Annotated in this window: 20 protein-coding genes, 1 tRNA gene and 1 pseudogene; 14 read left to right on the top strand and 8 right to left on the bottom strand. The window is 48.4% G+C overall.

All coding sequences use genetic code 11. The features are described from left to right. The first annotated feature begins 32 nt into the window (after positions 1 to 32). The 4 genes from AACH44_RS07780 to AACH44_RS07765 all read left to right on the top strand — a co-directional run bounded on the left by AACH44_RS07780 (position 33) and on the right by AACH44_RS07765 (position 3,071). The gene (locus AACH44_RS07780; protein WP_261848523.1) at positions 33 to 419 is read left to right on the top strand and encodes a lysozyme inhibitor LprI family protein; all 387 of its coding nucleotides are present in this window, start codon (positions 33 to 35) and stop codon (positions 417 to 419) included. A gap of 238 nt (positions 420 to 657) precedes the next feature. Further along, positions 658 to 1,455: a DgsA anti-repressor MtfA gene (gene mtfA, locus AACH44_RS07775; protein ID WP_261848522.1), complete on the top strand. Its 798-nt coding sequence runs from the start codon at positions 658 to 660 to the stop codon at positions 1,453 to 1,455. 110 nt (positions 1,456 to 1,565) lie between these two features. Continuing rightward, a tRNA-Asn gene (locus tag AACH44_RS07770) sits at positions 1,566 to 1,641 on the top strand. A 161-nt stretch (positions 1,642 to 1,802) separates the two neighbouring features. Beyond that, positions 1,803 to 3,071, top strand: coding sequence for a tyrosine-type recombinase/integrase (locus AACH44_RS07765; protein ID WP_261848521.1), 1,269 nt, complete (start codon positions 1,803 to 1,805; stop codon positions 3,069 to 3,071). Between the two features lie 151 nt (positions 3,072 to 3,222). Here AACH44_RS07765 and AACH44_RS07760 read toward each other — a convergent pair whose 3' ends face one another. Next, on the bottom strand, positions 3,223 to 4,128 hold the full coding sequence (locus tag AACH44_RS07760) for a LysR family transcriptional regulator (protein ID WP_261848520.1): 906 nt from the start codon (positions 4,126 to 4,128) through the stop codon (positions 3,223 to 3,225). A gap of 116 nt (positions 4,129 to 4,244) precedes the next feature. Between AACH44_RS07760 and AACH44_RS07755 the strand changes: the two genes are divergently transcribed. Further along, positions 4,245 to 4,562, top strand: coding sequence for an NIPSNAP family protein (locus AACH44_RS07755; RefSeq protein ID WP_261848519.1), 318 nt, complete (start codon positions 4,245 to 4,247; stop codon positions 4,560 to 4,562). Between the two features lie 46 nt (positions 4,563 to 4,608). Further along, on the top strand, positions 4,609 to 5,385 hold the full coding sequence (locus AACH44_RS07750; protein ID WP_261848518.1) for an SDR family NAD(P)-dependent oxidoreductase: 777 nt from the start codon (positions 4,609 to 4,611) through the stop codon (positions 5,383 to 5,385). A 302-nt stretch (positions 5,386 to 5,687) separates the two neighbouring features. Here the strand turns inward: AACH44_RS07750 and AACH44_RS07745 are convergent, their stop codons facing one another. Both AACH44_RS07745 and AACH44_RS07740 read right to left on the bottom strand, forming a co-directional pair. Further along, positions 5,688 to 6,635 (bottom strand): ketopantoate reductase family protein, encoded by a 948-nt coding sequence (locus AACH44_RS07745; protein ID WP_261848517.1) that lies wholly within the window; start codon positions 6,633 to 6,635, stop codon positions 5,688 to 5,690. Positions 6,636 to 6,693: 58 nt separating this feature from the next. Beyond that, positions 6,694 to 7,680 carry a LysR family transcriptional regulator gene (locus AACH44_RS07740; RefSeq protein WP_181498317.1) on the bottom strand — a complete coding sequence of 329 codons (987 nt, stop codon included), beginning with the start codon at positions 7,678 to 7,680 and terminating at the stop codon, positions 6,694 to 6,696. Between the two features lie 133 nt (positions 7,681 to 7,813). Between AACH44_RS07740 and AACH44_RS07735 the strand changes: the two genes are divergently transcribed. The 6 genes from AACH44_RS07735 (at position 7,814) to AACH44_RS07710 (ending at position 14,098) form a co-directional block, all read left to right on the top strand. Further along, on the top strand, positions 7,814 to 9,358 hold the full coding sequence (locus tag AACH44_RS07735; protein ID WP_261848516.1) for an MFS transporter: 1,545 nt from the start codon (positions 7,814 to 7,816) through the stop codon (positions 9,356 to 9,358). Positions 9,359 to 9,442: 84 nt separating this feature from the next. After that, positions 9,443 to 10,465: an NADP-dependent oxidoreductase gene (locus AACH44_RS07730; RefSeq protein ID WP_261848515.1), complete on the top strand. Its 1,023-nt coding sequence runs from the start codon at positions 9,443 to 9,445 to the stop codon at positions 10,463 to 10,465. 80 nt (positions 10,466 to 10,545) lie between these two features. Further along, the gene (locus AACH44_RS07725) at positions 10,546 to 11,523 is read left to right on the top strand and encodes an alpha/beta hydrolase (RefSeq protein ID WP_425606635.1); all 978 of its coding nucleotides are present in this window, start codon (positions 10,546 to 10,548) and stop codon (positions 11,521 to 11,523) included. Between the two features lie 670 nt (positions 11,524 to 12,193). After that, positions 12,194 to 13,120 carry a hypothetical protein gene (locus AACH44_RS07720; RefSeq protein WP_261848602.1) on the top strand — a complete coding sequence of 309 codons (927 nt, stop codon included), beginning with the start codon at positions 12,194 to 12,196 and terminating at the stop codon, positions 13,118 to 13,120. 142 nt (positions 13,121 to 13,262) lie between these two features. Then, complete coding sequence (locus AACH44_RS07715) at positions 13,263 to 13,454, top strand: AlpA family transcriptional regulator (protein ID WP_261848514.1); 192 nt, start codon at positions 13,263 to 13,265, stop codon at positions 13,452 to 13,454. 119 nt (positions 13,455 to 13,573) lie between these two features. Next, positions 13,574 to 14,098 carry a DUF2857 domain-containing protein gene (locus AACH44_RS07710; protein WP_338659547.1) on the top strand — a complete coding sequence of 175 codons (525 nt, stop codon included), beginning with the start codon at positions 13,574 to 13,576 and terminating at the stop codon, positions 14,096 to 14,098. Positions 14,099 to 14,340: 242 nt separating this feature from the next. Here the strand turns inward: AACH44_RS07710 and AACH44_RS07705 are convergent, their stop codons facing one another. Beyond that, positions 14,341 to 15,375, bottom strand: coding sequence for an IS110 family transposase (locus AACH44_RS07705; protein ID WP_261850241.1), 1,035 nt, complete (start codon positions 15,373 to 15,375; stop codon positions 14,341 to 14,343). A gap of 153 nt (positions 15,376 to 15,528) precedes the next feature. On the opposite strand from AACH44_RS07705, the gene AACH44_RS07700 reads away from it, so the two are divergent. Then, complete coding sequence (locus tag AACH44_RS07700; protein ID WP_338659257.1) at positions 15,529 to 16,566, top strand: IS630 family transposase; 1,038 nt, start codon at positions 15,529 to 15,531, stop codon at positions 16,564 to 16,566. 83 nt (positions 16,567 to 16,649) lie between these two features. Here the strand turns inward: AACH44_RS07700 and AACH44_RS07695 are convergent. The 3 genes and pseudogenes from AACH44_RS07695 to AACH44_RS07685 all read right to left on the bottom strand — a co-directional run. Next, positions 16,650 to 16,823, bottom strand: a pseudogene (locus tag AACH44_RS07695) (GNAT family N-acetyltransferase); the annotation flags it as partial. Positions 16,824 to 16,827: 4 nt separating this feature from the next. After that, positions 16,828 to 17,352 carry an isochorismatase family protein gene (locus AACH44_RS07690; protein WP_261850253.1) on the bottom strand — a complete coding sequence of 175 codons (525 nt, stop codon included), beginning with the start codon at positions 17,350 to 17,352 and terminating at the stop codon, positions 16,828 to 16,830. A 90-nt stretch (positions 17,353 to 17,442) separates the two neighbouring features. After that, complete coding sequence (locus AACH44_RS07685) at positions 17,443 to 18,474, bottom strand: IS630 family transposase (protein WP_338659344.1); 1,032 nt, start codon at positions 18,472 to 18,474, stop codon at positions 17,443 to 17,445. Between the two features lie 154 nt (positions 18,475 to 18,628). Here AACH44_RS07685 and AACH44_RS07680 point away from each other — a divergent pair, with 154 nt between their 5' ends. After that, a complete protein-coding gene (locus tag AACH44_RS07680; RefSeq protein ID WP_261850241.1) occupies positions 18,629 to 19,663 on the top strand; it encodes an IS110 family transposase in 1,035 nt (344 codons plus the stop codon). A 277-nt stretch (positions 19,664 to 19,940) separates the two neighbouring features. Here AACH44_RS07680 and AACH44_RS07675 read toward each other — a convergent pair whose 3' ends face one another. After that, positions 19,941 to 20,363 carry an NUDIX hydrolase gene (locus tag AACH44_RS07675; RefSeq protein ID WP_261849983.1) on the bottom strand — a complete coding sequence of 141 codons (423 nt, stop codon included), beginning with the start codon at positions 20,361 to 20,363 and terminating at the stop codon, positions 19,941 to 19,943. Positions 20,364 to 20,438 lie beyond the last annotated feature (75 nt).

The following is a 20,438-nucleotide window of genomic DNA, read 5'->3' as shown; positions in this document are numbered from 1 at the left end:
CATGCATAGTATTTGTTTACCCAGGATAAATAATGAAAAAACTCGCTATTGCTGTCTTTGTTCTACTGCCCATCACCCAAGCCACAGCCGCAGACTGTGGTAATGCCAACACACAGTTGGAGATGAACCAGTGCGCTGCTGATGAATATAAAAAAGTGGATGGTGAACTTAATCGACTTTATCAGGACGTCGTAAAGCGCATGGTTCTTGAAGAACATACGACCTTGCTCAGGTCAGCACAGAGAAAGTGGATCGCGTATCGCGACGCTGACTGTGAATTTCAGACCTTTCCAACAACCGGAGGATCGGTTCATGGCATGGTGTATTCCCAATGCTTGACACAGAAAACCGCTGAGCGCGTAAAAGAACTCAAAAACATGTTAAGTTGTAAAGAAGGGGATTTAAGCTGCCCACTTTAAGCCAAAGCCAAGTGTGGGAAGCGTCACAGACTAAACGCGTGGTAACTGTTTGAATAGTTGACGGAGAGAGGGGGTTACTCCCCTGGTAGCGTTGCCCTACCCCCAGTTTTCGAGACGGGTCGTTTAGCCGCTCCGGTATCTCTTCGTTTAGCAGTTGCCATGATGCTCACTTTTACGGCATTTTAACAACACCCGCCCTCGCCTTTAAATTCAAGTGACGACTTAACGAGCAATAACAATGATTAAATGGCCGTGGAAAAACACTCAACCTCAGGTGCAGACTCTGGAACACTGGCAAGCTGCGATTTCTATCCCGCTCCTTGCGCCTTTAAACGATGAGGAACTTCAGCAGTTGGTCACGCTTGCTGAACTGCTTCTAAAACAAAAGCGTCTGATTCCATTGCAGGATCTGGTGTTAACGGAACTCATGCAGCAACGTATCGCCTTATTGTTTTCCCTGCCGGTGCTATCGCTGGGCATTGACGCTCTGGATGGCTTTCATGAAATTCTGGTTTATCCCAGCCCATTTATTGTAGAGGAAGAATGGCAGGATGACATCGGGCTCGTGCATAAGGGGAAAATGGTACAGTCTGGGCAAAGTTGGGATCAGGGGCCGATTGTCCTCAATTGGCAGGAAGTACAGGACTCCTTCGATCTCTCCGGTTTCAACCTCATCATTCATGAGGTCGCCCACAAGCTGGACATTCGCAGCAGCGGTGAAGCAACGGGCGTTCCCCTGATTCCACTGCGCGATATTGCCGCCTGGGAGCAGCATTTACATGGTGCAATGGATGCTTTACAGGAAGAAATCGATTTGGTGGGAGAAGACGCCGCCAGCATGGACCCCTACGCCGCCCACGATCCAGCTGAGTGTTTTGCGGTATTATCGGAATATTTCTTCAGCTCCCCCGAGCTTCTTGAAGAGCGCTTCCCAGATCTGTACCGCTGCTTCCAAAAATTCTATCGCCAAGATCCGCTCGTTCGGCTAAAAAACTGGCAAAACAGCACCAATTATCATGCACCATCGATTTACTAACTCATAAAAAAACAGCGAATTGTACATAGCCTAAACAGTCAGACGATAAAGCTGATTTTGCCGTTGACAGCACCGCGGGTGGCGGATATCATGCGCCCCGTTCACACGATTCCTCTGTAGTTCAGTCGGTAGAACGGCGGACTGTTAATCCGTATGTCACTGGTTCGAGTCCAGTCAGAGGAGCCAATTTTTTATTTTCATGCCTCCTTACGAATCCTTATCTGATTATGATTCAAGAGGTTAGCGTGAAAAGTCTTCCCGATGTATTTTGATTTAACCCTCCGCATCGGGAAAAATTGGTGGTCAAATCTGGGGTCAGGTTAGTTCGATAATGGAGTGACCCCCATATGTCCCTTACCGACGCGAAAATCCGCACTCTTAAACCTTCTGATAAGCCCTTTAAAGTCTCCGATTCCCACGGTCTGTATCTTCTTGTCAAACCGGGCGGTTCCCGCCACTGGTATCTCAAGTATCGAATCAACGGTAACGAATCCCGCATTGCACTGGGGCCCTATCCGGTCGTTTCCCTGTCTGATGCGCGACAGCAACGTGAAGGTATCCGTAAGATGCTGGCGCTGAACATTAACCCGGCACAGCAGCGGGCCACTGAGCGCAGCTCACGCAGACCGGAAACAGTGTTTAAAAACGTGGCGCTGGCGTGGCACAAGAGCAATAAAAAGTGGTCGCAGAATACCGCTGACCGCCTGCTCGCCAGCCTGAACAATCATGTTTTTCCGGTTATCGGACACAAGTCAGTATCAGAACTTAAACCCCGTCATTTTATTGACCTGCTAAAAGGGATTGAGGAAAAAGGGCTGCTGGAGGTCGCTTCCCGCACGCGGCAGTACCTCAATAACATCATGCGTCATGCAGTCCATCAGGGGTTAATCGACACAAACCCGGCAGTAAACCTTGAGGGCGTCACAATACCACCTGTTAGACGCCACTATCCGGCCCTGCCGCTGGAGAGCCTCCCTGAAATGCTTGAACGCATTGAAAGTTATCATCAGGGACGGGAACTGACCCGGCTTTCAGTCCTGCTGACGCTGCATCTGTTCATCCGCTCCAGTGAATTGCGTTTTGCCCGCTGGTCAGAGATTGATTTCACGAACAGAGTCTGGACGATACCCGCGACGCGAGAACCCATTATTGGCGTGCGTTATTCCGGGCGCGGGGCCAAAATGCGAATGCCGCATATTGTCCCCCTCTCAGAACAGGCCATCACCATTTTGAAACAGATTAAGGATATCACCGGTAATAATGAACTGGTCTTCCCTGGCGACCATAACCCGTATAAGCCAATGTGTGAAAATACGATCAACAAGGCATTGCGGGTGATGGGCTACGACACGAAAAAGGATATCTGTGGCCACGGCTTTCGTGCGATGGCATGCAGTGCGTTAATGGAATCGGGTTTATGGGCAAAGGACGCAGTAGAACGCCAGATGAGTCATCAGGAGCGCAATACCGTGCGTATGGCTTATATTCACAAGGCAGAACATCTGGAAGCCCGTACGGCGATGATGCAGTGGTGGTCCGATTATCTGGATATGTGCCGTGAATACTATATACCACCCTATATTCAGGGTAGTAAAAAGCGTCACATCGCCGCCTGACTTTTAAATTACTCGCCCGGAAACCTCAAAGCCGTATCAGCCTCTGCTGATACGGCTTATTTTTTAGTCGAAATCGGCGAAATCAATGACCGGAATCATCGGAATATGCATGAGTAGTGATATTGATTCTTCCTTTATTAGATAAGCATCATTAACAGCCATCCATCAGGGACAAAAGCTTGTGACGCACAAAATCCAAAACTGGATCACCATCATTACTCTGGTGCCACTGAAATACTTCTTTAATCGGTGGCACAACGACTGGTAATTCAATTAGTCGTAAGGGGAACTGTTGCATAAAGATTGCTGCCAGTCTGCGTTGCAGTGTGGCGACCCTGTCTGTACCTACCAGAAAATAGGGGATAAGCGCATGACTGGATATCGTCAGTACCGTGTTCTTCATAATTCCCAAAGTGCTCAACAAGTTTTCGTCATGGGTCTGGTTTCCCCGAGGTTCAAATCTGACTGCAATCTGTGGAGCAACTGTAAAGGAATCTCTGTCAAAGTTTTGGGATGTCCATTTCCCATGAGAGCAGACGAGCGCAACGTAATCATCGCAAAACCACGGTTGCGACGGATGTTTATGCGAAATATAGAGGTCGGATGTAATCAGCAGGTCAATATCATACTGTTCGATATATCTGAATGGTTGATCGGTCATTTTAATAATGTCAAACGTCAGATTGGGTGCTTCAACCGACAATTTGCTTAAACCCTCAGCCAGTGCGGTCAGAGAGACATAGTCTGAAGCCATCAACCGAATATGCCTTTTGGCCATCGCCGGACTGGCAGAGCATCGACTCAGAACGCCCCCGTCAATGCGCGCCATAATCGCACGAACTTCGGGGAGGAGGCGATGTGCCCGAGGTGAAAGATGAAATCCACGCCCGGCAGGTACCAGCAATTCATCAGAAAACCGTTCACGCAGACGTGATAATGCGTTGCTCATCGCAGACTGGCTTAAATGCATTTTTGTCGCTGCACGGCTAACGCTTTGCTCAGTCAATAGCACCTCAAGCGCTGCCAGTAAATTGAGATCAAGGCCTTTATAGCGCATCTCCGCCTCCATGTTGCATTCACGTAATCGATAGCTGGATTCTATATAATTTGATTTTATCAATACAAGTATCCGCATAATATTGCGCCACTCCCAGTAAAAAGAGGAAAAAAACCGTGCGCCAATATCAGCTACGCAACTATTACTTTTCATCATCATCCGCAGCGGCGGATTATCTTCTGCGCTGGCGGCTCCATGTTGACAGTCTGAAAATATTTAATGTCGAAACCCACGGATTTTTCTCCGCCTCAAAAGAGCCCAATCGTGTGGTTGCACTGGTCAGTTATCCGTCTGGAGCGAATCCTGACGATGTGATCGGAGCATATATGAAAAGCGAAGAATTCAAGGCTGATATGTCAGGTTTTGACATGTTGCAAATGGAAAGAGTGGAAACCCTGTTGCTGACTCCTGATACCAACTCGCCTTTGTACTGAATATATGCAACTTCATACTTTTAATCATATTAACCGGAGTAAGACCATGCATAGACTGAATGGAAAAGTAGCGCTGATTACCGGCGGAGCCCGTGGTCAGGGGGAAGCGGAAGCTCGTCTTTTTGCCCGTGAAGGTGCCCATGTTTTTTTGTGCGATATTTTGGAAAATGAAGGCAATACGTTGGCGGAAAACATTCGAACCTGCGGAGGAAAAGCCAGCTTTAAATTTCTGAATGTGGCGGAAGAAGATCACTGGACGCAGATCGTCAGCGAAATTGATGCCGAAGTCGGATGGCTCGATATCCTGATTAACAACGCTGGCATCAACGTACGAAATACGCTTACTGATACCAGCCTTGATCAGTGGAATAAGCTGCTTAATGTCAATCTAAGCGGTGCGTTTCTGGGGATTCAGGCATGCGCTCCGTTAATGAAACGCAGTGGCGGAGGCAGTATCGTTAATATCGGCTCAACAGCAGGCATTATGGGCCATCCTATTGCTGCTTATTCTTCGTCAAAATGGGGCGTTCGGGGGCTGACCAAAGCTGCGGCTATCGAGTTTGCTGACGCGAATATTCGGGTTAACGCCATGCACCCCGGTGTGGTGGAAACACCGATGCTGGATGCATCCAGTCCGGTATTTAAGCAACTGAAGAATATGACGCCGTTGGGACGCGCAGCACAGCCAGAAGAAATGGCTGCCGTAGCGCTGTTCCTCGCCAGTGATGATGCCAGCTTTATTACCGGCATTGATCTGGCCGTCGATGGCGGTTTCAGCGAACTGGGTACTTACGGTGAAGTATGGAAACATATAAGAACCTGAGTGTATTGCCTAGCACACACAAGGGACAATAAAGAACTGACGATCCTGACCCGCCATCTCCGGACAGCTTTTGTAGCTTAAAGTAACGAACCAGCCCTCAGAGCTGCTGCCGTTGTCAATCGAACGTTGATACCAGCGTACACAATGGGCAATATTAATGAGGGATAATGCAGGCGTTTAATCGCTTTTTTGATTAGAGATAAACTCAGGAAACATTATAAAAAAACAGCACGTTACCAATATCCCCTTAATGCGACAGAACCAAGGCTGATAACTGTAATGTTGCTGTTTTTACTGCTTACTCAACGATCCTGCCGTACCGAGGAGGCATAGGCGTTGTCAAGTAACGGTGTAGCAATACCCCGTACTTTCGCGTATTCGACAAGATCCCTCACGGTTTGAAGAGGATCGTTTGGCATCGAATGGCTTTCGACAATGCGTCGTAGTGGCCTGTAGAATTTCCATGCAAGCGCAAGGACACTACCGCCGATCCATCCAGGTAGCTTAATCAATATTAAATCTGCCCGGTGAGCACTAAAGTCAACGTCCCGCTCGCGTAGCAAGCACAATAGCTCACGCATAATGCGAATGGCATTGCGACAGTGCGAAACAGATTGATATAGCCTCACATGCGACCCGGCATTCATACTCTCAGCGTGCAAGCCGCCATTCAATATGAAGTGTATCAAAAGCCAGCCACGGAAATCTTCATGCTCAACAATATCGAAACCTGTTTTTCGGAACAGGTTTCTGACCATAAGTTTACGGTTGTCCTGGCCAGGACCTAACGTGCCAAAGTTCACCTTTTTCAGCAGGACACCACGCATTCCCTTCCCTGGAAAGCCGCCACCCGCGCCAGGAAAACCCCAGGTAAGTTGAGATAAAGGAAGTGGCGAGGCGGCCTCCAAAGGTTCATCCCAGAAGTTGTTAAATACCAGCACGGTGGCATTACTGACTCGAGATGCGAGATATTGAACGACACTGTTGAAATTGTAATGCTGGACGCTAACAATAATCAGGTCGAAGTCATGGTTCTTCGGCAGGTCTTCTCTCAAAGACGTCTGCAGGTTCTCCGACACACGTTCACCTCGTCTTTTATAACGACAATCGAGAATGTCCACCTGCAGGACACTGCCATATTCAGCCGCGCGACCTGGACGAACAAAATATTCCACCTGGTGGCCTGCCCTGGTGAATGCCCAACCATAAAGTGTGGCGATAGCACCACGCCCGAACATCAATATTTTCATCTGGAATACCTCTGATTTATCTACTGAACGTTTGTCCCAAACAATGACCTGAATATCCTCATACAGAAGTCCCTCCTGATTCCTTCGCCCCTGGCATGATGTTCCCGGCATGGATGATGTTAAGTTTTTCTTTTTCTGCCCGCACTGCGTTGATCAGATCATCAATAAAAGCGCGAACCTTTGCGGGCAGGTATCGCTTCGTAGGATATAACGCCATGACAGGTAACTCAGCAGTGTCATAGTCAGGAAGGACCGGCACCAGTCGTCTCTCCGCCACATGACGGTCAAACAAAAAGGATGGCAAATAGGCTATTCCCATGCCAGACAAGGCCGCGTCGAGTATGGCCTCGCCACGATTGGCCGTAAACGCAATTCGTCCAGGGATCGTATGCCATCCCCCATCTGATGCCAGAATGCGCCATGCGTGTTGCCCGGAGGTATGCGTCCTCGAGTTCGCATAGGGAAGGCAAAGATGGTCGCGCAAGGATTCGATAGTCTGTGGCATACCATATTTTTCAAGGTATTCGGGAGCCGCACAAAACATCGTGCGATACCGGCCGATCACGCGCGAGATCAGGTACTGGTGTGGCTCGGTCACTCCGCCGATACGTATTGCCAGATCAAAACCCTCTTCGACGATGTCAACGACCCGGTCGGTCAGATTCATCTCAATCGTTACCTGTGGCCATTTTTTAAGAAATTCACGCACCACAGGCATAACGTGCAACTGACCAAAGGCCCCCGGGGCCGTAATGCGCAGCAGACCTTTCGGCTGTGCATCCCGGCCGGCGATGTTGTTCTCGGCTGCCTCCAGGTCATCGAGTATGACGGCACATTGCTCGTGAAACCGCCGGCCTTCTTCTGTCACACTGAGTGCTCTGGTTGTCCGCCTGAAGAGACTGACTCCCAAACGAGTCTCCAGCCGCCCAACGGCTTTTGCCACTGCTGAACGTGACAGACCCAGCGTGCGGGCCGCGTCAGCAAAAGTGCCTGCTTCTATTGTCGTCGTGAAAGCGATGATGTCTCCGATGTTCGTTCCCCGCATATATCACTCCGTTTCTTATACGTCGCCAGTGAGGCGAAATACATTCGCCAATTGATATTATATATTATTAATTGAATCACTACAGGAGACAAATTTATGTGCTCCTCATCATTATTTTTAGAAGGAGCGAACGTTGAACGCATCAACTTCATTTTCCGGAACCACTCACCGTGGTCTGGTTTTGCTGGCGGCATGTGTTGTCGCCATCACCAATCCGCTGGCGTTTACCGGCCCTGCCGTCGCGCTGCCAATCATTGGTCAGGCGCTGGAGGGGAGCGCCGTTGAATTTGGTTGGGTGACCAACGCCTTTATGTTGACGTTTGGCAGTTGCCTCATGACAGCAGGGTCACTTGCCGACTATCTGGGCCGGCGGCGCGTCTTCCTTGTCGGCGTCGGATTGCTTTTCCTGTTTTCCCTTGCCCTTTGCTTCGCGCCCAATATTCTGGTCATCAACATACTGAGAGCCGGGCAAGGCATCGCAGCGGCAGCGGCGTTTGCAGGCATCATGGCTGCGCTGGCCCAGGAATTCCAGGGGCCGGGTAGCATGCGCGCTTTCAGCCTCGTGGGGACCAGTTTTGGCGTCGGTCTTGCCTTCGGGCCAATCAGCTCAGGCTTCCTGATCGACGTTTTCGGCTGGCGGTCGATCTTTGCTCTCGTCGCGTTGCTTGCGGCGCTGGCTTACGCTCTGGGAACCGCATTTGTCCGCGAGTCGCGAGATCCTGACGCGGTGGGTATCGACTGGAAAGGCAGCATTACCTTCACTGCGGCACTGGCACTGTTTACCAATGCCATTCTTATCGCACCTGAAAAAGGCTGGCGGGATGTCGAGACGCTGGTGTATCTGATAGTAAGCATCTCGCTTTTCGCGCTCTTTTCGGTCATTGAGATACGGGCAAAACAGCCGATGCTGGACCTCTCCCTTTTCCGCTTTCCGCGCTTTGTGGCGGTGCAGATGCTTGCTGCTGCGCCAGCATATGCCTTTGTCGTTCTCCTGATACTGCTGCCCGTCCGCTTTGTCGGGATTGATGGTATGAGTACACTGGACGCGGGTTGGAACATGGGAGTGCTGTGTGGCCCGCTGCTGTTCCTCCCCTTAATCGCCGGCTCATTAACACGGTGGCTGTCAGCGGCAACGCTTTGCGGTCTCGGATTTATTGTGGCGGCCGCAGGTCTTCTTTGGCTGAGCCGCTGGCCCGGAGGTGAAGCGACCCCGGCACTTATCGGACCGCTTCTGGTCATTGGCGCAGGAATTAGCCTGCCGTGGGGACTAATGGATGGACTGGCTGTCAGTGTCGTTCCCCGGGAACGTGCCGGAATGGCCACCGGAATATTTAACACTACCCGGGTCGCCGGTGAAGGAGTCGCACTCGCCGTCGTGAGTGCCGTCCTGTCCGCGTTAGTGACCACGCATATCAAACTGGATTTTCCGGATGCGTCAGCGAACGCAGGCAACGTTGCCCAGCGATTTGTTGCCGGTGACCTGTCTTCTGTTCAGTCGATTCTCGTTAACTCGGCCCGTGAGGCCATTTTCAATAGCTATCACTCAGCCTTCAGCAGTCTGCTGGTTATCTTGTCAGGAATAACGCTTTTGACCGCTGTCGTGATCTTCGTGGCACTTCGAGGGTCAGCGCCAGAGATAATAAATTCGAACAGAAATGCTGTGGATAAGCAGAGCTAGATACTGGCCTGATTTGATTCTTTATATGTCAGTTGCCAGTAGAAATCCGTGCAGCCGACGAATGCGTATTCAGGAGCTATTTTGATGATCTTAAAAGAAACATCAACGCGTGTTGTGCTGGCATCGCGGCCAGCTGGCGAACCAACAGCGGACAATTTTCGTGTTGAATCCTTTACATTGCCGACACTTAATCAAGGTGAAATTCTTCAGGAAATTCAGTATCTTTCACTGGATCCCTATATGCGCGTTCGCATGAGTGACGTGCCTTCCTACGCGCCACCTTTGGCGCCCGGTGAAACGATGCCAGGGCATACTATCGGCCGCGTTCTGGAGAGTCGACACCCAAATATTAAGCCTGGCGACATCGTCTTATCCTATGCCGGCTGGCAAAGTCATGCCATCACCGCTGGCGAGTCGGTCCGTAAGCTTGATGCGGATTTGAAGCCATTGACTGCGGCATTGGGTGTGTACGGTATGCCCGGATTTACTGCCTATTGCGGCCTTCTGGCTATCGGTAAACCAAAACCTGCTGAAACAGTTGTGGTGGCAGCCGCCACCGGGCCGGTGGGATCCGTTGTCGGGCAGATTGCAAAACTGCACGGAGCGCGGACAGTGGGCATTGCGGGAGGCGCAGAAAAATGTGCGCTTCTGCGTGACTATTTTGGCTTCGACGCTGCCGTGGATCACCACTCTGCGACCTTCGCAGACGATCTCCGCCTGGCGTGTCCTTCGGGGATCGACATCTATTTCGAAAATGTCGGCGGGAAAATCCTCGAAGCAGCTTTGCCGCTTCTCAATGATTTTTCTCGCATACCACTGTGTGGTCTGGTTGCTCATTACAATGAATCCAATGCTTTCAACCGGGCAAGTCTTTTGCCAGATTTTTTGCGCAGCATGCTATTCAGGAGCGTGACGATTCGGGGATTCCTGCAAACAGAGTTCGAAGAAGAAATGGGCGCGTCTTTCCGGAAAAATATGAAAAGCTGGCTGACATCAGGCCAGGTCAAATTCATCGAAAATATTGTTGATGGCCTGGACAATGCACCGGCCGCGCTCACTGGAATGCTTAATGGCAGCAACGTCGGTAAATTGATCGTTCGCTTGTGACACTGCTTCCATGACATATCAGCGCTTAATCATCCGTGACCTTCTCAGAGAAGTCACCTGCATTTGATAAAGCGTGAACGATGCCGGTCAACGGCAGCCCTGAAAATCTAATCAAGGAGATGAAAATGACCCCTCCCGAAAAAGTTCGTGAACACCTGGCGGCCTGGGCCCAGAGTGCAACGGGACTTGTAGAAGCGCTACAAGGTAAAGAAGCGGTGGACTGGAACGAAGCCAGATCCACATACGACCGCGCGATGGCAGAGCTTTTCCCTGCTCCAGAAGGCATAAGCATAGCAGAAACCCTTTTGAACGATATTCCAGCCTGTAGCATCACGCCAGATGAGATTAAAGAGAATCGCACGCTCTTTTATATTCATGGGGGCGGCTATGCGAGCGGATCGCCAAAAGGTTACCTGGGGCTTGCAGGGCGTCTTGCGTTGTTATTACGCGCCAAAGCTTACATACCTGATTACCGCCTTGCGCCTCAGCATTGCTTCCCCATTCCTATTGACGATGTCGTGCGCGCCTATAGGGCTGTTATCGATCTTGGGCACGACCCGCGTTCGATTATTATTGCAGGAGATTCCGCAGGTGGAGCAATGGTTGTGACTCTGATGCGGAAATTACGTGACGGGGGGCTGCCACTACCGGCTGTCGGATTTGCCATGTCGCCGTGGGCCAATTTGACGCATACCGGGCGTTCCATGCGGACACGTGAGCATCTGGATCCGGCGTGCACGCCAGAATTTCTGACACTGCTTGCTCAAAACTTCCTCGGCAACGCGTTGCCTACAGATCCTGACGCTTCTCCTGTCTACGCAGATGTCTGTGGATTGCCTCCGGTTCTGATTCATATCGGCGAAAATGAGCTCATGCTGAGTGATGCCATTCGGCTGGCGGCGCACCTTGGAGAAAATCGTGTGCGCGTTTCTCTTGAGGTTTGGCCGGGGATGTTCCATGTCTGGCATCTCTTTGCCGGTGTTTTACCCGAGGCAGACGAGGCGCTGGGTAATGCAGTGTCCTGGCTCGAAGGGGTCTTGTCTCGTGTCAATGCGTAAAAGTTAAGTAGCGCTTAATACTGTTCCCCTTCCGGAAACTTAAAAAGTGTGAGGAACTAAAAAGGGTATAATTGCAGGGGGGTTAAAATAAGGCTTAATTATATCAGTGATAAAACATCGACTGGATATATTAATAGCCTAAGGGCATCACTGAAAAAACTAATGAAACGAGCTAATTTATTAGCTATACCATTAAGATATTTTAACTACTTCTACCGTGGAAAAAATATATCTCGGATACATGAAAAAAAGATTGGGAAAATGCCCACCAAAAAAAATGAACTCCAGGAAGTCTCACCTAATGAGGCTGGGGGATGTTGAATAATAATAGATAGGATAACTTTCCAAACTCACTTTTTAATTGGAAATATAACTTTACTAAGAGATAAATCAAAGAGGCCAGTAATCAATTGACCATCTATTCGTATAGAAACAACCACATCTATTTTATTTCAACAAAAACCTAGCATTTATACATCCTAGCGTTATTGTTCCCAGGCGAATAGTAACGCCACTTTTTAACTATCATATTGTGCTCTGTAAATAATCACAACACAGCGACCACATTTTTTGGGGTGTGACTTCACCCCCATTCTTTTGGGTTAAATAAAAACCGCACAACTTTCTTTTATTGAGTTGTGTTTTTTGTTTGTGTGAATGGAGATAGATGATGCTTAAAAATAATCATAGTTTAAATAAAAATATCACCTCCGATTGGGTTACTATACATGAGGCAGTTAAGATGACACGTAAATCATCTGGCGAAAAAATAAAAGATAGTGATATTTACCGTTACGCTTTGTTTGGCGTGATTACACTTTCTATCTATTTTCAGTCCCCGGTAACTTTACGAAAAATCAAGATGTCTGGTCATAAAATTAAACTCAGACCTGTAGGGGCATCTCTAATTACCCGGTTATGCTTCCTTGAGAAGAGTTGCTTTGTCAATGAAAGGGAGCTAATCATAAGCACATCAGGTAAATACTTTACACCTATACAGAGGATTATTGATACATCTTTAGCAGGATATGAGTATGTTCTGATACAGCGGTTACTAGCCCGTGTACTCAAAATTCCCTTACCCATTACTGGAACGCCAGGGATAAATTATGGTATTACAGTCAGTATTGATGGCGAACTGTACCAAATTTTTAATAGGACCACATGGAAAGATAGAGTAGAACAGCAGATGCGGCAACTCCCTGAAAGGGCCGCACCAGATATTTTCAGTTCTATTTCCACTCAGGGGATAAAAAGGTACAGTGATAAAGACTATTTTCCGGTTCATGATTTACCACCTGATGCCTGGTTTGTTATTCGCCATTCTGAACTGGAAAAACTCATCAGCACCAGTACAAAAAATACTCCATCAACATTATCAACTTCAACACGAATTTCCACACCCTTATCCCGCCTTCTATGGCTGGCCTGCAAGCATAATGTCACCATAAGCCCGCTGATCCAACAACCCTATAAACTTCTGTCCATATTTGAAGAGTGGGCCTCTGCTGACGGTATTACTGATCACCTGAGTAGTGAGACACTGAAAACAGCATTAAAACGTGGTTCCCCACCTTCGACATCCTCATCAAACTAATACCATCCTTATATTTTTTGACTTGAAACCCTTATTATGAGTTGTGTGACCCTTAATAAGGGTTCATCGACTTCAATTCTGCACTTTTCTATGTTTTTTTGTCTCCTCCGGTATTTCCCTACATCGTCCACAGGAGAAAGAAATGGAAGAACATCAGTTATTGCGTCTAAAACAAGTAGAGAAAAAAACGGGGCTGAAACGCTCTCAAATCTACCTGTATATGAAAAATGGCATGTTCCCTCATTCAATTAAGATCGGCCCTTCCAGCGTAGCATGGCTGGAATCTGAAATTGATGAGTGGATCAACATCAAATTAGCTGACCGCCAGAAATAAAAAATCGTGAACGATAATGAATACGTTCTATGGAAAGTACTTTCATCTAAATTCACTTTGGCTTCCAGTATTTATTCGCTTATTTTTATCTTGAAATATAAGCGTGAGGAGATGATTGAATGATCCCGTCGCTGAATTATGCCGTCTTAACCGATGCTTTAAATGCTCTCAATGGAGGCGACATTCGTTACTGTGAGTCTCTGGGATTCACGTTTGACGAAATGAACGCTCTTAATTGTTTATCGCTTGATGAACTGTTTTTGCTTAGCCGGGCTGCGGCTCACTTTGTTTCCGTCAGTATCCGCCATGATGTTCTGCATTATTTACTGGAGCAGGCCCGCCAGGAGCACGAACGACATGAGCAGATTAACCGGGCGATCCGACTAGGCGGGTCGATAGCTCTGCTCAACCAGTATTTTGGACTCACCTCCAACGACGTCTGTATTCGTCGCCGGATGCTAGGTGTTAGCGTGCCTAATGGCCGGACACCTGAACCGGATGACGAGACCGATGCGGCTATCTGGCGGCAATGGCAAAAGTGCCGAGTGCAGAATCTGGCATCTGCGGAAGCGCTGGGGGCCATGATGCAGATTACTGAAACGCTTATATCGCCGACAAAAGGACTAAATAGCTTTGCAAAATAGTAGATCATATATGGACGTCCCGTGGCGTACAAGTACTGACGTGATACGGTTTGCTGTCATATATCCGGCGTCTTTTTGGGAAAATTTTCCCGCGCCATGATGTCATCCGCACCCTGTTTCCTTATCACTTGACCGGTATTTTCTACCTGGATCTACTTCAGGTTATTACAGGGTTGGTTTACCGTTTTCTCATCAGTGCCTGCAAACTCAGGAAATCTTTTACTTTGTGCCGAACTAAATCATTACTTCATCGCAAATGCCTTATCCATATTGAAATCAACCGGTTCAGACAGCAACCGCCAGACAATACGTGTTAACTTATTTGCCAGCGCCACGGTGGCTTTCATTTTTCCCCGTCGCTCAGTGACATGATTAAGCCATCTTCCAAGACGGTCATCCCGCTTTTGGGCACAGCGCATGACCGCTCTGGCTCCATGAATGATGAGTGTCCGAAGGTCGCAGTTACCATTTTTAGTCATCGAAGTGAGGATGTGTTTCCCGCCGGAACTATGTTGCCGGGGAACCAGACCACACCAGGCGGAAAGTTGTCTTCCGTTAGCAAATTGTTCTGCATCAACCTCACTTAAAAAAGCGGCGGCGATGAGCGGGCCAACACCCGGTATAGTCATCAGTGCTCGATACCGGGGTTGCTGTTGACACAATGCTGCGATTTCATATTCTGTTGAACGAATATATTCATTCAGTGTGTGGATGTTTTCCAATAAAGTGGAAAGCAAATGGCGTAATACCGGAGACACAGGCTTTTCCGCATCTTCAATCAAATCGGGTAATCGCTGTTGCAAAGTGTGTATCCCAACCGGGAACTCGAAGCCCTGCTCAGCGGCCAGAGCACGAATTTGATTGGCGGCGGCGGTGCGCTGTTCGACCATCAACTGACGGGCACAACGCAGCGCTTTGATATCTTGCTGCTCAAGAGTTTTTACAGCAACAAAGTGAATCCCCGGACGAAATGCCGTCTCACATATTGCTAGAGCATCATTGGCATCATTTTTCTGATGACGAGTTAACGCCTTTACATGTTGGGTTGGAATGAGCCGGATGGCGTATCCCATGGATTGGAAAGTCCGCCCCCAGTAATGCGAGGTTGCACAAGCTTCCATTGCGATAAGTGTATCCGGCGGGAATTGACGAACAGTATCTAACAGCTTGCTGCGAGAAACTTTTCGATTCCAGGCAACGGTCCCATCATTCATCCAGACACAAAGCTGAAAAACGGATTTAGCCAGATCGATACCGACGACTTTTATCGTGTTCATGATGTTGTTCCTCTATAAATGGGACGGCTCAACATAAGTGTGGCAGGATTATGTTGAGGAGGGACGTCCATCACATCACTCGAAGGGAACTCAGTCCGATTTAAGCGATCTGATCAATCGCCAAATATCCCACATCACTAACCGGACTGAGTTATGCCGATCATAGCATTTATCCCTGATGAAGAACGACGTCTTATGAAAAGAGAAGCTCAACAAACTCATGATAAAAACCACGCTCGCCGACTGATGGCGATGCTCATGTTGCATCAAGGAATGACCGTTACTGAGGTCGCCAGAATATTGTGTGCGGCTCGTTCCTCGGTAGGTCGGTGGATTAATTTGTTTACTTTATATGGTGTTAATGGATTAAAAAGTCTCAAGCCCGGTCGTGAGCCACAGTGGCCGGTTGATGATATCTTGCGCATTCTGCCGCTTCTTGTGCAGCGTTCACCACAGGATTTCGGCTGGCTGCGCTCCCGCTGGAGTACCGAACTTTTGGCGCTTGTCGTTAATCGGCTTTTTGATATCTCGCTTCATCCCGTCACATTGCACCGCTACCTGCGACAGGCTGGCCTTGTCTGGCGCAGAGCCGCGCCGACACTGAAGATAAAAGACCCTCAATATGAGGAAAAACGGACAGCCATCGAGCAAGCTCTGGTGCAAAACTCGGTTGATAATCCGGTGTTTTATCAAGATGAAGTCGATATCGATTTAAACCCGAAAATTGGCTCGGACTGGTGTCTAAAAGGACAGCAAAAACGCATCGCCACGCCGGGGATAAATCAAAAACATTACCTGGCGGGCGCGCTGCATGCAGGGACAGGACAAGTCCATTATGTCAGCGGCAGCAGTAAGAACTCTGACTTATTTATCAATCTGTTAGTAATATTGAAACGAACATATCGGCGGGCCAGAACGATAACGTTGGTGGTTGACAATTATATCATTCACAAAAGCCGCAAGGTCGAACGATGGTTAGCAGGTAATAAAAAGTTCAGGATACTGTTTTTGCCAATCTATTCTCCGTGGCTAAACCCGATAGAGCGGCTATGGTTGTCGTTACATGAAACGGTAACGCGTAATCATCAATGTCGGTATATGTGGCAATTACTCAACCGTGTTACTCAGTTTATGAAGGCCGCCTCACCGTTTCCGGGTAATCAGCACGGACTGACCAAAGTGGAGCGGTAATATGCAAAGCTATTTAGCTAACTGCCGAGTTGCTTTAAAGCGCTCGGGTATAGATACGTGACGATTCCCCCCAAGGATGATAGCCCATTCTCTTCCAACAAATACCAATCAGGCAATGGGTTTTCGGCATCAATGCAATGGCTAATGCAGTTTTCATAAAGCATCAGCGTTTCCTCTGATGCCCAGTGGCGTTGGAAATAATGGATCGCCCGTTCTTTGTATTCAGGGCGATTTCGGATCGAAATGATATTCAGCATGAGGTTAGCGATGCCTCTTCCATGACGCGACGATATGTTCCGTTGTTTGGAGCGTAATCGTGTTGCCAGGAATAATAAAATTCTGCCACACCTCGTTGTAGTGTGTGATTAACTGTTCTGCATTCAGTTCGCCACGATTGGCCGTCGTGTGGGCATCTGCTGCGATCGTCAACGCATAGCCTCGGCTAGCTGCATTTTTAATCGTCGCATCAACACAATAATCCGTCGCACACCCGCAAATCGTAAGGTGGTTAACATTCAATTCAGTCAACACATCAGCTAACGGCGTACGATAAAACGCATCGCATGCCGTTTTCGTGACAAACACACTGCCTTCGGGTTGATGGAGTTCAGGTAACAATTGCCATCCGTCACTGCCTGACAATATACCGTCCTCTTCATGCTGAATAAAAATCGTCTGGTCTGCTGCGTCTGAAAGTTGGTTTATCAATGCGACCGTCTGCGCCTTTCGCGCTCTCGGCGTTGCGAAAACGGCATTCTGCATATCAATGACTATCAGCACGTGCATTTTCTTTCCTTTTTCGGCGCTTAATATCAGCATCTCATCATCACGGAGGCAGTAGCAAACCATCATCCTAAATAGCTTTTCATAATACTGCTACACCCTTGCCTTTCCCGGTGCATTTCCAGGGAAAGGCGAAGCAGCCTCCATGAACTGGGCTACGTTCTGCAATAACTGCCACATGTAATGACAGTGATGATTTCGTGTTACCGTTTCATGCAACTTATGCCAGAGCCCTTCTATTCTGTTCAGCCAGGGCGAGTAAGTCGGCAAAAACAGCAGGTTGAACTTCGGATTCTCTGCCAGCCAGCGCTGGGTTTCCTTACTTTTATGAATGATGTAGTTATCTACTATCAGTGTGATAATGCTGGCGTGCCGGTATGTGCGTTTCAGTTTAACCAACAGATTTATAAACAATTTTGATGTCTTCTTTATTCCGCCTATATAGGTCACCTTTCCTGTGTCCGCGTGCAGTGCGCCAGCCAGATAATGTTTCTGATTCTGGCCCGGCGTCACTATCCGTTTTTGGTTACCTTTCTGGCTCCAGTCAGCGCCGATTTTCGGGTTGAGGGCAATATCAACCTCATCCTGATAAAACACGGGATGTTCCGAACTGTTGACAGCCAGCGCGGCCTGAATAGCGGTCATTTTTTCATCGTAATCTGGGTCGGAGAGCTTCAGTGTGGGGGCAGCCCGACGCCAGACAAGACCGGCCATCTTAACCCAGCGATACAGGGTACTTCGTGAGGCATTAATGTTGAAAAAACCATTTATCTCCATGGTCAGCAATTCCAGACTCCAGCGCGAGCGTAGCCATCCGACATCCTGTGGCGAGTAATCAACCAGATGAGATAGCAGCGGCAATACAGGCTCTGGCGACCATTTCGGCGGTCGTCCTGCGGGTCGGCTTTCCAGTCCTTCGGCGCCACTTTGGGTAAACCAGTTTATCCAGCGTCCGACGGTGGAACGAGCAGCCTGAAGGTGTTTAGCCACATCGGAAACGGAGATGCCATCATCAAGCATTAGTAGAGCGGCAAGCCTGCGATAATGGTTCTTGTCGCGTGTCGTCTGCATGGTTTTCTGCATCAATTGACGCTCGTCGGGTTGGATAGGTGTTATGATCGGCATGACTCAGTCCGGTTGGTGATTTGGGATATTCAGCGATTGATCAGATCGCTCAACTTGGACTGAGTTCCCCCCCAAGTGATGTGATGGACGTCCCTCCTCAACATAATCCTGCCACACTTATGTTGAGCCGTCCCATTTATAGAGGAACAACATCATGAACACGATAAAAGTCGTCGGTATCGATCTGGCTAAATCCGTTTTTCAGCTTTGTGTCTGGATGAATGATGGGACCGTTGCCTGGAATCGAAAAGTTTCTCGCAGCAAGCTGTTAGATACTGTTCGTCAATTCCCGCCGGATACACTTATCGCAATGGAAGCTTGTGCAACCTCGCATTACTGGGGGCGGACTTTCCAATCCATGGGATACGCCATCCGGCTCATTCCAACCCAACATGTAAAGGCGTTAACTCGTCATCAGAAAAATGATGCCAATGATGCTCTAGCAATATGTGAGACGGCATTTCGTCCGGGGATTCACTTTGTTGCTGTAAAAACTCTTGAGCAGCAAGATATCAAAGCGCTGCGTTGTGCCCGTCAGTTGATGGTCGAACAGCGCACCGCCGCCGCCAATCAAATTCGTGCTCTGGCCGCTGAGCAGGGCTTCGAGTTCCCGGTTGGGATACACACTTTGCAACAGCGATTACCCGATTTGATTGAAGATGCGGAAAAGCCTGTGTCTCCGGTATTACGCCATTTGCTTTCCACTTTATTGGAAAACATCCACACACTGAATGAATATATTCGTTCAACAGAATATGAAATCGCAGCATTGTGTCAACAGCAACCCCGGTATCGAGCACTGATGACTATACCGGGTGTTGGCCCGCTCATCGCCGCCGCTTTTTTAAGTGAGGTTGATGCAGAACAATTTGCTAACGGAAGACAACTTTCCGCCTGGTGTGGTCTGGTTCCCCGGCAACATAGTTCCGGCGGGAAACACATCCTCACTTCGATGACTAAAAATGGTAACTGCGACCTTCGGACACTCATCATTCATGGAGCCAGAGCGGTCATGCGCTGTGCCCAAAAGCGGGATGACCGTCTTGGAAGATGGCTTAATCATGTCACTGAGCGACGGGGAAAAATGAAAGCCACCGTGGCGCTGGCAAATAAGTTAACACGTATTGTCTGGCGGTTGCTGTCTGAACCGGTTGATTTCAATATGGATAAGGCATTTGCGATGAAGTAATGATTTAGTTCGGCACAAAGTAAAAGATTTCCTGAGTTTGCAGGCACTGATGAGAAAACGGTAAACCAACCCTGTAATAACCTGAAGTAGATCCAGGTAGAAAATACCGGTCAAGTGATAAGGAAACAGGGTGCGGATGACATCATGGCGCGGGAAAATTTTCCCAAAAAGACGCCGGATATATGACAGCAAACCGTATCACGTCAGTACTTGTACGCCACGGGACGTCCATATATGATCTATTATTTCGGAAAGCTATTTAGTCGTTCTACACCCGCTAGATCATATCCACTATACCATGAGGATAAAAATTGATTTTCCCGGAGCGCAGCAAATCAATATCAAACCAGCGGGTAACGATCGGAACACCATTTGTCTCGATACCATGAATGATATCTTGCTGATAAAGCGACTCATCCTGAAAACGAGCTTCATAGACAAAGACAATTTCATGCCCTGCCTTGCCATTGTAGGAAAAGATATTTTCTGAAACGCCCAATAGCGAAAAGCCCTGGGTCGCAGCACTAATTTCCTCCTGAACTTCTCTCTCCGCAGCCGCCTGTGACGACTCGCCAAATTCAATGCCACCGCCGAGTGGTAACACATAATGCTCATCTTTTATGGGGTCATACCCTTCAGCTAATAGAATTTTGTTATGGTTCCGGAAAAGACAAACGGCTTTTGCTCTGATCTTTTGCATGCCAACGCTCCAGGTAAACTACCGTACTGTTTTTGATAAAAAGACATTTTTGATAAAAAGACATTTTTGATAAAA

It is taken from the genome of Pectobacterium araliae, assembly GCF_037076465.1.
GTDB lineage: Bacteria > Pseudomonadota > Gammaproteobacteria > Enterobacterales > Enterobacteriaceae > Pectobacterium > Pectobacterium araliae.
The sequence above is the reverse complement of the archived record's forward strand: the minus strand, read 5'-3'. Positions and strand labels throughout refer to the sequence as shown.

Bases quoted from the DNA above. Each gene is read 5' to 3' on its own strand.
- AACH44_RS07780 (WP_261848523.1), top strand. From the start codon at position 33: ATGAAAAAACTCGCTATTGCTGTCTTTGTTCTACTGCCCATCACCCAA.
- mtfA (WP_261848522.1), top strand. From the start codon at position 658: ATGATTAAATGGCCGTGGAAAAACACTCAACCTCAGGTGCAGACTCTG.
- AACH44_RS07765 (WP_261848521.1), top strand. From the start codon at position 1,803: ATGTCCCTTACCGACGCGAAAATCCGCACTCTTAAACCTTCTGATAAG.
- AACH44_RS07760 (WP_261848520.1), bottom strand. From the start codon at position 4,128: ATGCGCTATAAAGGCCTTGATCTCAATTTACTGGCAGCGCTTGAGGTG.
- AACH44_RS07750 (WP_261848518.1), top strand. From the start codon at position 4,609: ATGCATAGACTGAATGGAAAAGTAGCGCTGATTACCGGCGGAGCCCGT.
- AACH44_RS07745 (WP_261848517.1), bottom strand. From the start codon at position 6,635: ATGAAAATATTGATGTTCGGGCGTGGTGCTATCGCCACACTTTATGGT.
- AACH44_RS07740 (WP_181498317.1), bottom strand. From the start codon at position 7,680: ATGCGGGGAACGAACATCGGAGACATCATCGCTTTCACGACGACAATA.
- AACH44_RS07730 (WP_261848515.1), top strand. From the start codon at position 9,443: ATGATCTTAAAAGAAACATCAACGCGTGTTGTGCTGGCATCGCGGCCA.
- AACH44_RS07725 (WP_425606635.1), top strand. From the start codon at position 10,546: ATGCCGGTCAACGGCAGCCCTGAAAATCTAATCAAGGAGATGAAAATG.
- AACH44_RS07720 (WP_261848602.1), top strand. From the start codon at position 12,194: ATGCTTAAAAATAATCATAGTTTAAATAAAAATATCACCTCCGATTGG.
- AACH44_RS07715 (WP_261848514.1), top strand. From the start codon at position 13,263: ATGGAAGAACATCAGTTATTGCGTCTAAAACAAGTAGAGAAAAAAACG.
- AACH44_RS07710 (WP_338659547.1), top strand. From the start codon at position 13,574: ATGATCCCGTCGCTGAATTATGCCGTCTTAACCGATGCTTTAAATGCT.
- AACH44_RS07705 (WP_261850241.1), bottom strand. From the start codon at position 15,375: ATGAACACGATAAAAGTCGTCGGTATCGATCTGGCTAAATCCGTTTTT.
- AACH44_RS07700 (WP_338659257.1), top strand. From the start codon at position 15,529: ATGCCGATCATAGCATTTATCCCTGATGAAGAACGACGTCTTATGAAA.
- AACH44_RS07690 (WP_261850253.1), bottom strand. From the start codon at position 17,352: ATGCACGTGCTGATAGTCATTGATATGCAGAATGCCGTTTTCGCAACG.
- AACH44_RS07685 (WP_338659344.1), bottom strand. From the start codon at position 18,474: ATGCCGATCATAACACCTATCCAACCCGACGAGCGTCAATTGATGCAG.
- AACH44_RS07680 (WP_261850241.1), top strand. From the start codon at position 18,629: ATGAACACGATAAAAGTCGTCGGTATCGATCTGGCTAAATCCGTTTTT.
- AACH44_RS07675 (WP_261849983.1), bottom strand. From the start codon at position 20,363: ATGCAAAAGATCAGAGCAAAAGCCGTTTGTCTTTTCCGGAACCATAAC.